The organism is Nocardiopsis sp. NPDC101807 (assembly GCF_044766605.1).
Lineage (GTDB): Bacteria > Actinomycetota > Actinomycetes > Streptosporangiales > Streptosporangiaceae > Nocardiopsis > Nocardiopsis tropica.
This window is the reverse complement of the sequence record NZ_JBIWMK010000005.1, coordinates 1-12,733: the sequence shown is the minus strand read 5'-3', so window position 1 is coordinate 12,733 and position 12,733 is coordinate 1. Positions and strand designations below refer to the sequence as shown.

The window sequence follows — 12,733 nt, the reverse complement described above, 5'->3', positions numbered from 1 at the left end:
CAGGGGGCCGGGCCCACCCGCCACGGCGCCCCCGGACCGGACGGCATCAGACGGTGGGCGCGGCCCCGTTCACGCGGCGGGGCACGCCCAGCGGGTTGTCGTCGCGCAGCTCGCGGGGGAGCAGCGACTGCGGCACCGACTGGAAGGACACCGGGCGCAGGAAGCGCCGGATCGCCGTAGTGCCCACCGACGTGTGCAGGGGCGCGGTGGTCGCCGGGTAGGGGCCGCCGTGGGTCATGGCGTACGTGACGGCCACCCCCGTCGGCCATCCGTTCCAGACCACCCGCCCCGCGACGGACGCCCCCAGCGCCAGCAGCGCGGGCGCCACCGGGTCGTCCTCCTCACCGTGCACGGTGACGGTGAGCTGGCCGCGCAGCACCCCCGCCGCCTCCAGGAGGCGGCGCTCGTCGGAGTACGCGACCACGAGGGTCGCCGGCCCGAAGCACTCCTCCAGGAGGGCGTCGGCGTGCTCCAGCAGGGAGTCCAGGTCGGTCCGCAGCAGGCTCGGGGACCAGCCGTCGCCGGTGTGCCTGCCCTGGACGAGCACCTCGGTGGCGGGGTGGCCGCCGAGCGCGTCCAGGCCCCGCTCGAACCCCTCCGCCACGCGGTCGTTGAGGAGCGGGCCCGCCGCCCTCTCGGCGAAGTCGGCGACCAGGGCTCCGAGGTCGGCGTCCTCCGGCAGGAACACCACGCCCGGCTTCGTGCAGAACTGCCCCGACCCCAGGGTCGCCGAGTCGGCGTAGCCGCCGAGGATCTGCTCTCCGCGCGCCGCCATGGCGGCGCGGGTGACGAACACGGGGTTCACGCTGCCGAGCTCGCCGTAGAAGGGGATCGGCTCGGGCCGGGCCGCTGCCAGGTCGAACAGGGCGCGCCCGCCCGGGATCGACCCGGTGAACCCGACGGCGCGGGTGAGCGGGTGGGTGACCGCCAGCCTGCCCGCCTCCATGCCCTCCACCAGCGCGAAGGAGCCCTCGGGCGCCCCGGCCCCGGCGAGCGCGTCGACGACGACCCCGGCGGTGGCGCGGGCCAGCTCCGGGTGGCCGGGGTGGGCCTTGACGACCACCGGGCACCCGGCGGCCAGAGCCGAGGCGCTGTCCCCGCCGGCCGTGGCGAAGGCGAAGGGGAAGTTGCTGGCCCCGAACACGACGACGGGGCCGAGAGGGACGAGGATGCGGCGCACGTCCGGGCGCGGCGTCCCCCACTCGGGGTCGGCGGGGTCGACGGCGGCCTCCAGGTAGGAGCCGTCCTCCAGGGTCTGCGCGAACAGCCTGAGCTGGAAGGTGGTGCGGCCCAGCTCGCCCTTGCAGCGCGCCTCGGGGTAGTGGGCCTCCTCCGCGGCGAGGGGCACGAGCCGGTCGGCGGCGCCGTCGAGGGCGTCGGCGACGGCGCGCAGCAGGCCGGCGCGCTCCCCCGGGGTGAGGGCGGCCAGGAGCGGGGCCGCGGCGGCGGCCCGTTCGAGGACGGCGTCGAGTTCCTCCGGTGCGGTGTCCGGGGCGGTGGTCATGGCTCAGCCTCCAGGAGGGGTGCGTGCACTGCGTCGGGCACTGATCCAACCATGCCACGCCCTCGATTGGAAAGCGCTATCCTGAGCGGCCCGGCCGACCGCGCCCCCTGCGGCCCGAACCGCGGAACAGACGCGGACCGACGAACACGACGAACGGCGCCGCCACCCCCGCCTCCCGTCCGCGCGGCCCCGGACCCGGGCCACGCCTCCGGCGCGAGCGGCCCGGACACCACCGGGAGGGGCCGGGGAACGAAACTGGAATTTCCCCGGAACCAGGTGATTCCGGAAAGGCATCATAGGAGCCGTGACGACAAATTCCCGAAGCTCAACGCCCCCGCGGTCGCGACGCTCCCCCGGGCTCGCCGGGAGCGCCCACGCGCCACGCGAGAGCCGTGGACCGGCCGGCGTCGCCCACGACGAACTCGCGTTCGCGCAGGCCCCCCTCCGGAGACTCCCGGCCCAGCAGCGCAGCATGCTCAGAGTGCAGCGCATGCTCGACTGCTGCGCCGAGCTCCTCGACGAGGTCGGCTACGACAACCTCTCCACCACACGGATCGCCGAACGGGCCGGGGTCGCCATCGGTTCCGTCTACCAGTTCTTCCCGGACAAGAAGGCCATCACCCAGGCGCTGGGCCTGCGCTTCCTCGACCAGTTCGGCGCCCGGGTGACCGAGCGGATCGCCGACGCGTCGTTCAGCCACTGGACCGCCGCCGTCGACGCCGTCGTCGACGAGTACATCGACATGCACCGCCACGTGCCCGGCTTCCGCAGCCTGCACTTCGGCGACATCGTCGACACCCGGCTCCTCAACGGCGGGGCCGACAACAACCGCGTCATCTCCATCCGCCTGCGCCGGATCATCGTCTCCGTCACCGGCATCCCCGACGACGACGCACTCGACCGGGCCGTCCACGTGGCCGTCGAGGCCGCCGACGCCGTCCTCAAGCTCGCCTTCCGCGACGACGCCGACGGCGACCCCAGGCTCATCGGCGAGGCCAAGCGGCTGGTCAGCAGCTACCTGTCCGACTTCTCCGAGCGCAACGGAGGCGGGCACCCGTGGTAGCCGACGCCGGAACCCTCACCGGCCCCGTCACCGGAACCGCCGCCGGGGTGCCCTTCCTCGCCCTGCCGCCCGCGACGGGCGACCTCCCGGCCCCGCTCGTCGTCGGCCTGCACGCGTTCGAGCCGCCCCGCGCCGAGGCCTCCCTCGCCGGCACCCTGCCCATGGCGGCGCTCCCGGCCTGGCGGATCCACCTGGGACTGCCGCTGTTCGGCGCCCGGCTGCCCGAGGGCGGCGTCCCCGAGGTCAACCGCCGCGGCGAACGCGACCACCTCGTCGACCTGTTCGCCCCGGTGGTGGAGCAGGCCGCCGCCGAGCTCCGCGCCGCCGTCTCCGAGCTGCGCTCGATCTTCCCCGTCACCGGCGCCCCCGTCGGCCTGGCCGGGGTGGGGGCCGGGGCCGCCGCGGTCCTGCTCGCCCTCGCCGAGGGCCGCGTGCCCGTCGGCGCCGCCGCCGTCGTCAACCCGGTCGTGGACCCGGCCCTGGTCGTCACCGCCCGCGCGCGACGCGACGGGACGCCCTACAGGTGGACCGACCGGGCCCTCCAGGCGCGCGCACGGCTGGACTTCGTCGGCCGGGCCGACGAGATCGCCCGGGGACGCGTCCCCCTACTGGTCGTCAACGGCGGGCTCGACGACGTCGTGGCCCCCGAACAGGGCGGGGCGCTGTGCGACGCCCTGGCCGGGCACGCCCCCGAGCATGCGCTCCGTCACATCGTGGTGCCCGATCTGGCACACGCCATCGGACCCGAGCCCGGACTCGAACCCGGTCGGCCCACCCCGGCGGGGGTACTCGCCGACAGGGCCCTCACCGAGTGGTTCCACCGCCACCTCACGTCTTCCACGCAGGTCCGGGCCTCCGCGGAGGCCTAGTCACGGCCCCCGGAGCACCACGCCCCCGGCAGGGGCCGCGGGCACGCCGACCGTTCACCGCGTACACCCCGCCGCCTCGCCGCGCGTCCCCTCGACGTACGCCGACGCGACAGTTGGTACGCGTTCCATGGGATCATCCAGTGGCGACCGCACCGAGCGGTCCACCTGACCGTTTCGACTCATCCTTCAGGAGGGCGAACCACGTGACGGAACCGGCACCGGTCTTTGCCAGCGGGGTCGACAACGAGCGGTTGAACGCACAGCTCCGCTTCCTCCTGGAAGTCGACAAGCTCAAGCGCATCCTGCGGCAGAACCTGCTGGTGGACGGATCACGGCGGGAGAACTCGGCCGAGCACTCCTGGCACCTGGCCCTGTCCGCCCGCACCTTCGCCGAGTACGCCCCCGAGGGCACCGACATCGACCGCGTCGTCGAGATGCTCGTGCTCCACGACATCGTCGAGATCGACGCCGGGGACACCTTCCTCTTCGACAAGGTGAACTCCGAGACGCAGGAGGCGCGCGAGCGGGCCGCGGCGGCCCGCATCTTCCCCCTCCTCCCCGAGGACCAGGCCGAGCGCGCCCGCGAGCTCTGGGAGGAGTTCGAGGCACGCGTCTCCGCCGAGGCCCGCTTCGCCCGCGCCGTGGACCGGCTGTCCCCGATGCTCGCCAACTGGCACAACGAGGGCGGGTCCTGGGTCCGGTTCGGCATCACCCGGGCGCAGGTCATGGAGAAGGTCAAGCTGATCCAGGAGGGCTCCGAGGCCCTGGGGGCCTACGCGGCGGCCCTGATCGACGACGCCGACCGGCGCGGCTACTTCCGCACCTGAGCGCCCCGCGGAGCAGACCCCGCCGCGCATCCGGCCCCCGGACGGCCGTCCCTCCGCGGGGGCGCCCCGGGAGGCGGGCCGGACCGGCACGGGGGAGCTGTCAGATCCGGCCCATGACGAGCTGGAGCGCCGCCGTCAGCCCGACGACGACCAGGCACACGCGCAGGGCCGCCGGGCTGAGCCTGCGGCCGAAGTTGGCCCCCAGGTAGCCGCCCATGACGGTCCCGGCCGCGATGAGGCCGACCACCGGCCACGACGGCGAGGCCAGCACGATGTAGAACACGGCTGCGGTGCCGTTGGCGATCGTGGTCAGCGCGTTCTTCAGCGCGTTGAGCCGCTGGAGGTCGTCGTCCAGGGACGCGCCGAGGATGCTGATGAGGATGATCCCCTGGGCCGCGGCGAAGTAGCCGCCGTAGGTGCCGGTCGCGTAGGCGCCCAGCGGCAGCAGGGGTCCCCCGTTCCTGGAGGCCGGCCGGCGGGAGCGCACCCACTTCGTGATCCGCGGCTGGAACAGGATCAGCACGCACGCGCCGCCGATCATGAACGGCACGACCGACTCGAACACGCCCGCGGGCAGGTAGATGAGCAGGAGCGCGCCGGTCATCGCGCCGAGGAACGACATCCCGCCGAGGCGGAGGATCCGGCCGCGCTGGCCGGCGAGCTCGCGCCGGTAGGCGATGGCGCCGCTGAGGGTGCCGGGGGCGAGCCCGATGCTGTTGGACACGGTCGCGGTGACGGGCGGGAAGCCGAGGGCGAGGAGCACGGGGAACGTGAACAGGGTCCCCGAACCCGCGATCGCGTTGACCCCGCCGGCCGCCACACCGGCCAGCAGGATGACCGCCGCCTCCCAGAGTTCCATGCGACCAGCTTTCCGGATCCCGCTCCCCGACCTTCGAGGACGGCAACAGACTACGAGAGCCGGTCATCGGCGCCCCACGCCGGGGATACGTGATCCAGGGCATAGCCGGACCCCGCCGGCCTGCGGGGCGGGCCCCGGAACGCGCCCCGCCCCGCAGGCCGGGCGCCGTGGGCGCCGTCCTGCGGGGCGGGGAGAGGAAGCCGGGTCCGGGCGGCCCCGGGTCAGGGCGCCCGCACGACCTCGTCGCGGAGACGGTCGAAGGCCGTGCCGACGCCCTGGAGGGCCCTGCCCATCTCGGACGGGACGATCCAGACCTTGTTGGCGTCGCCCTTGGCGATCTCGGGCAGCTTCTGGAGGTACTGGTAGGCCAGCACGTCCGGGTCCACCCGGCTCGTGTGCAGCGCCTTGAACACCATGTGGATGGCGTCGGCCTCACCGCGCGCCCGCAGCGTCTGGGCGTCGGCGTCGGCCTTGGCGGTGAGCATCTGGGCCTCGGCCGAACCCTTGGCCCGCAGCACCGCCGCCGCACGCTCGCCCTCGGCGCGCAGCACGGCGGACTGCTTCTCGCCCTCGGCGCTGAGCAGCTGCGCGCGCTTCTCGCGGTCGGCGCGCATCTGCATCTCCATCGCCTCCTGCACGGAGGACGGCGGCTCGATGCCCTTGAGCTCGATGCGGCTGATCTCGATGCCCCAGTCGCGGGTGGCCTCGTCCAGCACCGCCTTGAGCTCGCGGTTGATCTCGTCGCGGGAGGTGAGCGTGCCCTCCAGGTTCATGCCGCCGATGACGTTGCGGAGGGTGGCCAGGGTGAGCTGCTCGACGGCCTGGATGAAGTTCGCGACCTCGTAGGTGGCCTTGTAGGCGTCCCGGACGCGGATGTAGACGGCCGAGTCGACCTCCACCGCGAGGTTGTCCTCGGTGATCGCCGACTGCGGGGGGAAGCTCACGACCTGGACGCGGCGGTCGATCCGCTCGCGCACCTGGTCGACCCCGGGAATGACGACGTTGAAACCCGAGCTCAGGGTCCGGTGGAACTTACCGAACCGCTCGACGACGTCCTCCATCGAGTGCGGAACGATACGCACGCTCCGCCAGAAGATGAGCAGCAGGACCGCGACGAAAAGCGCCACGATGATGATCATGGTCATCGGCGCACCCCGGTCTCCGAACAAGGGGCGGCGTTCAGTATCGACATCTGGGCAGCTCCGGATCTCCTGACGGGGGTGGCAGGCGGTGCGGACGGACCGCATCCACCGGCGGACCCGCCCACCCGAAGATCTCCAAGCGCGCCGAAATGGAGCGATCCGCTCACCGACCGTTGACGCTACCCCATATACGTCGGGGCGACCACATCTGGACAGGAATACTGTTTATGGTCAATCGATTTGTGTTATTACCGCAATCCCTATCGGTGACTTCTCGCTCGGAATGCCCTGGTCAGACCGCGCGCGCGTTCCAGCGGTCGCCGTCGCGCTCCACCTTGAGCGGCAGACCGAAGGTCTCCGACAGGTGCTCGGCCGTCAGGACCTCCTCGATCGGGCCCGCCTGGACGACACCGCCGTCACGGAGCAGCAGCACGTGCGTGAACCCCGCCGGGATCTCCTCCACGTGGTGGGAGACCACGACCAGGGCGGGCGCGGACTCGTTGCGGGCCAGCCCGCCCAGCCGGCGCACCAGGTCCTCCCTGCCCCCCAGGTCCAGACCCGCGGCGGGCTCGTCCAGGAGCAGCAGCTCCGGATCGGCCATCAGCGCGCGGGCGATCAGGACGCGCTTGCGCTCGCCCTCGGACAGGGTGTGGAAGTCCCGGTCGGCCAGGTCGGCGACCCCCCAGTGGCCCAGCAGCGCGCGGGCGCGGCCGTAGTCCGGGCTGCCGTACTCCTCGCGGAAACGGCCCACGTACCCGTAGGCGGCGCTCAGCACGATGTCGAGGACGGGGGTACCCGCCTCGATCCGCGAGGCCACCGAGGCGCCCGCGTAGCCGATCAGGGGCCGCAGCTCGAAGACGTCCACCCGCCCCAGTCGCTCGCCGAGGATCTCCACGTCGCCCGCGGTCGGGTACAGCTGGCTGAAGGCCACGTTGAGGAGGGTCGTCTTACCCGCGCCGTTCGGCCCGAGGACCGCCCACCGCTCCCCCTCCAGCACCGACCAGTCCACGCCGTCGACCAGGGTGGCGCCACCCCGTCGGACCGTGACCCCGCTCAGGCCCAGAACCCGCCCGTCCATCGTCCTCCCTCACATCACGCCCCACGCCGGTGCACGGGCCGACCTACCCTGAAGCAATGCAACTCACGTCCGCACCACTCGTCGCCTGGGGCAACGCCTGGTTGTCAGGCCACGTCGGGCTCGACGACGCCGTCGACGCGGTCGAACGGCGCGGAGGCCCCAACCTGATCGGGACAGTACCCGTCGCGGACCTGCCCTTCGACAGCGGCGTACCGCTGCGGTCGGCACTGGTACGACTTCGTGGCCTGGGGCTGTCCGCGTTCCGGCTGTCCCTGCCGACCTGGGGCGACCCCCTCGGGCTCGTGGGCCCGAAGGAGCTCAACCAGGCCGCCATCGAGGCCCAGGAGGGGGTGCTGGTGCAGCTCGCCGACCAGCAGATGGGCATGGTGCCCTCCCCCGACCGGCGTGGTTCATCCTATGTGGGCGTTTCGTGGGCGCCGTATCGGGCCGACCCGGCGCCCCCGCAGGTTCCCGGTCTGGCCGAGGCGGAGCAGACCCTGAAGCTCACCCTGATCGAGGTCGCCAGAGCCTTGGAGGGCGTGGACGACATCGCCGCCTTCGCCCCGGGCGTGCACCGGGAGCTGGGCGACCTGGGGGGCCGTGAGGCGCCGCCGCTGGCGCACGGCTACCCGCCCCGCGCCCACCGGGTGGCGGCCCAGGCGGAACGGCTCGCGAAGGTGGTGAGGCTGGCCGAACCGGCGTCGGGCCGGGGGATGAACGCCCACCAGGCCGCGGCGCGGGCCGACGCGCTGCGCAAGCTGGACGCCGCGGTGCGGCGGGCCAGGGTGGCCGCCCACGCGGCCATCGCCCTCCCCGGGCACGCGCCGAACGGCCGCTGAGCCGGACGGTGCGGGCACCGGGCCGGGCGGCCCCGCCGTCTCCCCGGTCGGGGCGGACGGACGGTCCCCTCCCCGGCCGCCTCACCCGGCGGGAGCGGCCTCCCCGCCGCCCCGCCCGGCCCCGGCGGCCCGACCGCCCCGTCTCCGGCGGCGCAGCGCCGCGAGGCGGACCGCACGCGCCGAGACGACGACCGCGCAGGCCAGGGCGGCCACGGCGAGCGCCGACCAGAACGACGTGAAGAGATAGGGCACCTGGAACCACGCCACGTCCCTCCCCCGGAACAGCCACCCGACCACCTCGTGCAGGACCGCCAGGAGCAGCGGCGGCCCCGCGTAGGGCAGCAGGCGCGCCGCCACCGCCCACCGGGGACCGCCCTCGCGCGCGAGGGCCCAGTCGCGCGACCGCCGCACACCGCGCCAGGCGAGCGGGACGGCGGCGGCCCCCGCGGCCAGGAGCACCGCGTCGACGGCCACCGGTCCGGCGCCCGTCGGCGGCCCGGGCGCGGAGCCCGCGTCGACCAGCTCGACGAGGGCGGAGGCCAGGGGGTGGGCCCCGCCCCACGAGGACCCCGTGTTGGCCATGACGGCCACCCCGTACCCGCTGTCGGGCAGCAGCGCCTGGTGCGCCGTCGCGGTGAGCAGGTCTCCCCCGTGCTCGACGACCCGCGAACCCGACGCGGTCTCCCCCAGCGACCACCCCAGGGCGTAGGACCCGGATGCCTCGGAGGGGGTGTGCAGAGCCCGGACGCCCTCCTCCGACAGGATCCGGACACCGCCCGGCCCCAGCCCGCCGCCGGTGTGGGCGACGAGCCACGCGCCCATGTCGGCCGCGGTGCTGACCACTCCGCCGGAGCCGTTGCCGAACCCGGGGGGCTCGTCCGCGGGGAACGGGCGCCCGAGCACGGAGACGTGCCCCCGCGCGCCGGACGGCAGGTCCAGGTCCGTGTCGACGGTGGTGCTGTCGTCCATCCCCAGCGGGGAGAACACCCGTGCCTCCAGGTGATCGGCGAAGGGCCGGCCGCCGACCACCTCGACGAGGCGTGCGGCGACCTGGAAGTTCGGGTTGTGGTACTCCCAGTGCGTGCCGGGCTCGGCGGCCAGGCGCACGCCACGCAGGTCCGCCACGGACCCGCGCAGGGTGAGGGTGTCCCTGCCGCGGCTGTAGGACGCGAACTCGGTGTCGGACATGCCGGAGGTCTGGTCGAGCAGCTGGCGCACCGTGATCCGCTCCGCCCGGGGGTCGGCCATCGTGAACTCGGGGAGGTGCTCCCGCACCGGGTCGTCCAGGTCGAGCGCCCCCTCCTCGGCCAGCTGGAGGACCGCCAGCGCGGTGACCGACTTGCTGAGCGAGGCCACCGCCATGGGCGTGTGCTCGGTGACGGCCGCCCCGCCCGGGGTGGTCCCGTACCCGCGGGCGTGCACGACCTCCGCGCCGCGGGTCAGCACCACGGCGGCGCCGGGCAGGCCGGTGGCGCGGCGGTACTCCTCCACGACGGCGTCCACCTCCCCGGGGGACGGGGCCGGAGGGGCGGCCCCCGGGGCGAGCGGGGCCGGCCCGGCCGCGCCCGGCGCGGCGGAGAGGAGCAGCAGCGCGGCGGCGCCGAGGAAGCAGAGGACCGAGGGGACGGAGCGCCCGCGCGGGGGGACGGGTGCGCCGCGGAGGGTGGGGAAGGCCATGGCCCAACGCTAGGAACGCTCCCCCGGCGGGACCACCGTGCGCGCCCCCGACCGCACCTGGGGTTCTCCGCAGGGCGTCCCTGCGGCGGCCACCACGCCGCACCGTGCGGTCCGGGCCCGGGGTGCGGGGGCGCGGCCGGGGACGGAGGCGCGAACGCCCGGCGCGCAGGCGCACCCTGGGAAGGGGCGCGGGAATTCTCGGGGTAGGTCCAGGGGATATACCTGATCCACCGCAACGGGAGAGTGCCGATACTGGGTGTGTGGCGCCGGACCCCGGCCCCACCGAGTCGACGAGGAGAACCAGTCATCATGCAGCCCGAGCACATCCGAGCCTCCGACGCGGACCGGGACAAGGTTGCCGAGCGGCTGCGGGAGGCCGTGGCTGAAGGTCGCCTCACCCCGGTGGAGCACGAGGAGCGCCTGGACACCCTGTACAAGGCCAAGACCGTCGGGGAGCTCGCCCCGATCGTCTCGGACCTGCCCGTCACCGGCCAGGGGTACGACTACGCGGCCATGGACCGCCGGTCGGCCGAGCCCCCGAGCGGGATGGAGATCCTGGGGAGCGAGGCCCGCGACCTCGCCGGCCAGAGCAAGGGCTCCGAGAACCTGGTCGCGGTGTTCGGCGGCTGCGAGCGCAAGGGCCGCTGGCTGGTCGAGCCCCGGACCAACGTGTCCGTGCTCTGCGGCGGGGTCGAACTGGACCTCCGCGAGGCCGTGCTCAGCCAGCACGAGGTGACCATCCAGGTCGCCGTCATCATGGGCGGGGTGGACATCACCGTGCCGCACGGGGTGAGAGTGATCAACAACACCTCGGCGATTCTGGGCGGCGCGGACATGCACGGAACGGACCAGGTCACGGACCCGAACGCCCCGATCGTCCGGTTGACGGGCACGTGCATGCTCGGCGGAGTGGACATCAAGGCCAAGGGACCGCGCCGCAAGAAGAAGAACCGGGGCAGCCGGTAGGCGCCGGAGTGACCTACACCTCTCCTTCAGCTGTCCACATAGTGAACTAGCTGGGCAAAGAGCCCTCCCGGCTCGACCGGCCCCTCCCCCGGCCGAGTACCGTGGAAGACGCCATGAATGATGATTCCACGTTGTTGGTGACAGTGACCGGGCACGACCGGCCCGGCATCAGCGCGCGTCTCCTGAGCACCCTCTCCGTCTTCCCGGTGACCATCGTCGACCTCGAACAGGTCGTTCTGGCGGGACGCCTGGTGCTGGGGACGGTTCTCGGGGTCGACGAGCGCGTGGCCCCCGGCGTGAGCCGCCAGCGGCTCTTCGAGGAGGTGCGCAGCGCCCTCGACAAGACCGCGATCGACCTCGACATGGAGGTCGAGTACGGGGCCGGGGACGGCAGCGGCCGCGTCAACGACTTCGCCTCCGGCCGCCTGCACGTGACCGTCCTGGCCGACCCCCTGCGCCCCGGCGCCCTCGGCGCGATCACGTCGTGCGTGGCGAGGGCCGGCGCGAACATCGACCGGATAGAACGGCTGTCGAGCTACCCGGTGACCTCCGTGGAGATGGAGATCTCCGGGGGCAGCGCCGAGCAGCTGAGGGCCGAGCTCGCCATGGAGGCCTCCACCCAGGGCGTCGACGTCGCGGTGCAGCCCAGCGGCCTGCACCGCCGCGCCAAGCACCTCATCGTCATGGACGTCGACTCCACCCTGATCCAGGGCGAGGTGATCGAGCTCCTGGCGGCCCACGCCGGCTGTGAGCAGGAGGTCGCCCGGGTCACCGAGGAGGCCATGCGCGGCGAACTGGACTTCGAGGAGTCCCTCCGGCGCCGGGTGTCCCTGCTGAAGGGCCTCGACGCCTCCGCCATCGACGCGGTGCGCGAGGAGATCCAGCTGACCCCCGGGGCCCGGACCCTGGTCCGGACCCTGAAGCGCCTGGGCTACGAGTGCGGGATCGTGAGCGGCGGCTTCACCCAGATCACGGACGTGCTCGTGGAACGCCTCGGGCTGGACTACTCGGCGGCGAACACCCTGGAGGTCGTGGACGGGACGCTGACCGGTGAGCTGGTCGGCCCGATCATCGACCGGAAGGGCAAGGCCACCACCCTGAAGCGGTTCGCCGCGGAGGCCGGCGTGCCCCTGGAGCAGACGGTCGCCGTCGGCGACGGAGCGAACGACCTGGACATGCTCCAGGCAGCGGGGCTGGGCGTCGCGTTCAACGCGAAGCCGGTGGTCCGCCAGCAGGCCGACACCTCCGTGAACGTGCCCTACCTGGACACGATCGCGTTCATCCTCGGCATCACCCGCGAGGAGATCGAGGCCGCCGACCTCCACGGCCTGGCCACCGAGCCGGCCTCCCCCTCCTCGCCCGCCACCGCAGGCGTCTGACACACCGACGGGGCCCGCGGACGCGCTACGGGGCGTCCGCGGGCCCCGTGTTTTGTCCGGCCCCGCGTTGTCCACACACCGCACCCACCCCTGGCACGACCCACCCCCACTCCGCTTTCCTGGAAACACGGGGGGACCAACCCACCCCCCCACCCCTGCCCACCACCCACTTCACAAACGCACAAACAAACACAAAAAAGAGGGGGCCGCCCAACAAGGCGACCCCCTCCCACAAAAAACCGTGGCAGCGACCTACTCTCCCACCCCACCACAGGGCAGTACCATCAGCGCAAGGAGACTTAACGACCGGGTTCGGAAAGAGACCGGGTGTGACCCTCCAGCAATAACCACCACGGAAACCAAACACCACCATAAAACCCCCAACCCCCCACACAGGGAAACGAGAGCCCCACAGCGGAAAACCGTGTGAAACAGTGTGCGCGAACATCCAATTATCTGCAGCGGACAAGCCCTCGGCCTATTAGTACCGGTCAGCTCCACCCCTCACAGGGCTTCCACACCCGGCCTAT

11 protein-coding genes and 1 rRNA gene are annotated in these 12,733 nt (G+C 73.2%); 6 read left to right on the top strand and 6 right to left on the bottom strand.

The annotated features are described in order from the left end of the window. Positions 1-46: 46 nt before the first annotated feature. Positions 47-1,504, bottom strand: a complete 1,458-nt coding sequence (locus ACIRPH_RS16265) for an aldehyde dehydrogenase (NADP(+)) (protein WP_402914877.1) — start codon at positions 1,502-1,504, stop codon at positions 47-49. 472 nt (positions 1,505-1,976) lie between these two features. Here ACIRPH_RS16265 and ACIRPH_RS16260 point away from each other — a divergent pair, with 472 nt between their 5' ends. The 3 genes from ACIRPH_RS16260 (at position 1,977) to ACIRPH_RS16250 (ending at position 4,263) form a co-directional block, all read left to right on the top strand. Continuing rightward, positions 1,977-2,567 carry a TetR/AcrR family transcriptional regulator gene (locus ACIRPH_RS16260; RefSeq protein WP_402914874.1) on the top strand — a complete coding sequence of 197 codons (591 nt, stop codon included), beginning with the start codon at positions 1,977-1,979 and terminating at the stop codon, positions 2,565-2,567. Then, positions 2,561-3,436, top strand: a complete 876-nt coding sequence (locus ACIRPH_RS16255; RefSeq protein WP_402914871.1) for an alpha/beta hydrolase family protein — start codon at positions 2,561-2,563, stop codon at positions 3,434-3,436. The genes ACIRPH_RS16260 and ACIRPH_RS16255 overlap by 7 nt, the downstream gene beginning before the upstream one ends. 203 nt (positions 3,437-3,639) lie before the next feature. Beyond that, complete coding sequence (locus ACIRPH_RS16250; RefSeq protein ID WP_402914869.1) at positions 3,640-4,263, top strand: HD family hydrolase; 624 nt, start codon at positions 3,640-3,642, stop codon at positions 4,261-4,263. 100 nt (positions 4,264-4,363) lie between these two features. Here the strand turns inward: ACIRPH_RS16250 and ACIRPH_RS16245 are convergent, their stop codons facing one another. The 3 genes from ACIRPH_RS16245 to ACIRPH_RS16235 form a co-directional block, all read right to left on the bottom strand. Continuing rightward, on the bottom strand, positions 4,364-5,122 hold the full coding sequence (locus ACIRPH_RS16245) for a sulfite exporter TauE/SafE family protein (protein WP_402914866.1): 759 nt from the start codon (positions 5,120-5,122) through the stop codon (positions 4,364-4,366). A 221-nt stretch (positions 5,123-5,343) separates the two neighbouring features. After that, positions 5,344-6,267, bottom strand: a complete 924-nt coding sequence (locus tag ACIRPH_RS16240) for an SPFH domain-containing protein (protein WP_267947485.1) — start codon at positions 6,265-6,267, stop codon at positions 5,344-5,346. Between the two features lie 289 nt (positions 6,268-6,556). Next, entirely contained in the window at positions 6,557-7,342 is a 786-nt protein-coding gene (locus ACIRPH_RS16235) for an ABC transporter ATP-binding protein (protein ID WP_330161998.1), read from the bottom strand. Positions 7,343-7,398: 56 nt separating this feature from the next. Here ACIRPH_RS16235 and ACIRPH_RS16230 point away from each other — a divergent pair, with 56 nt between their 5' ends. Further along, the gene (locus ACIRPH_RS16230) at positions 7,399-8,181 is read left to right on the top strand and encodes a hypothetical protein (RefSeq protein WP_402914861.1); all 783 of its coding nucleotides are present in this window, start codon (positions 7,399-7,401) and stop codon (positions 8,179-8,181) included. Positions 8,182-8,262: 81 nt separating this feature from the next. Here ACIRPH_RS16230 and ACIRPH_RS16225 read toward each other — a convergent pair whose 3' ends face one another. After that, on the bottom strand, positions 8,263-9,858 hold the full coding sequence (locus ACIRPH_RS16225) for a serine hydrolase domain-containing protein (protein WP_402914858.1): 1,596 nt from the start codon (positions 9,856-9,858) through the stop codon (positions 8,263-8,265). Positions 9,859-10,167: 309 nt separating this feature from the next. On the opposite strand from ACIRPH_RS16225, the gene ACIRPH_RS16220 reads away from it, so the two are divergent. Beyond that, complete coding sequence (locus ACIRPH_RS16220; protein ID WP_402914856.1) at positions 10,168-10,824, top strand: DUF1707 domain-containing protein; 657 nt, start codon at positions 10,168-10,170, stop codon at positions 10,822-10,824. A gap of 113 nt (positions 10,825-10,937) precedes the next feature. Continuing rightward, positions 10,938-12,203 carry a phosphoserine phosphatase SerB gene (serB, locus tag ACIRPH_RS16215; RefSeq protein WP_402914854.1) on the top strand — a complete coding sequence of 422 codons (1,266 nt, stop codon included), beginning with the start codon at positions 10,938-10,940 and terminating at the stop codon, positions 12,201-12,203. Between the two features lie 239 nt (positions 12,204-12,442). Here the strand turns inward: serB and rrf are convergent. Next, positions 12,443-12,558: ribosomal RNA gene (gene rrf / locus ACIRPH_RS16210) — 5S ribosomal RNA — on the bottom strand. Positions 12,559-12,733: the final 175 nt, after the last annotated feature.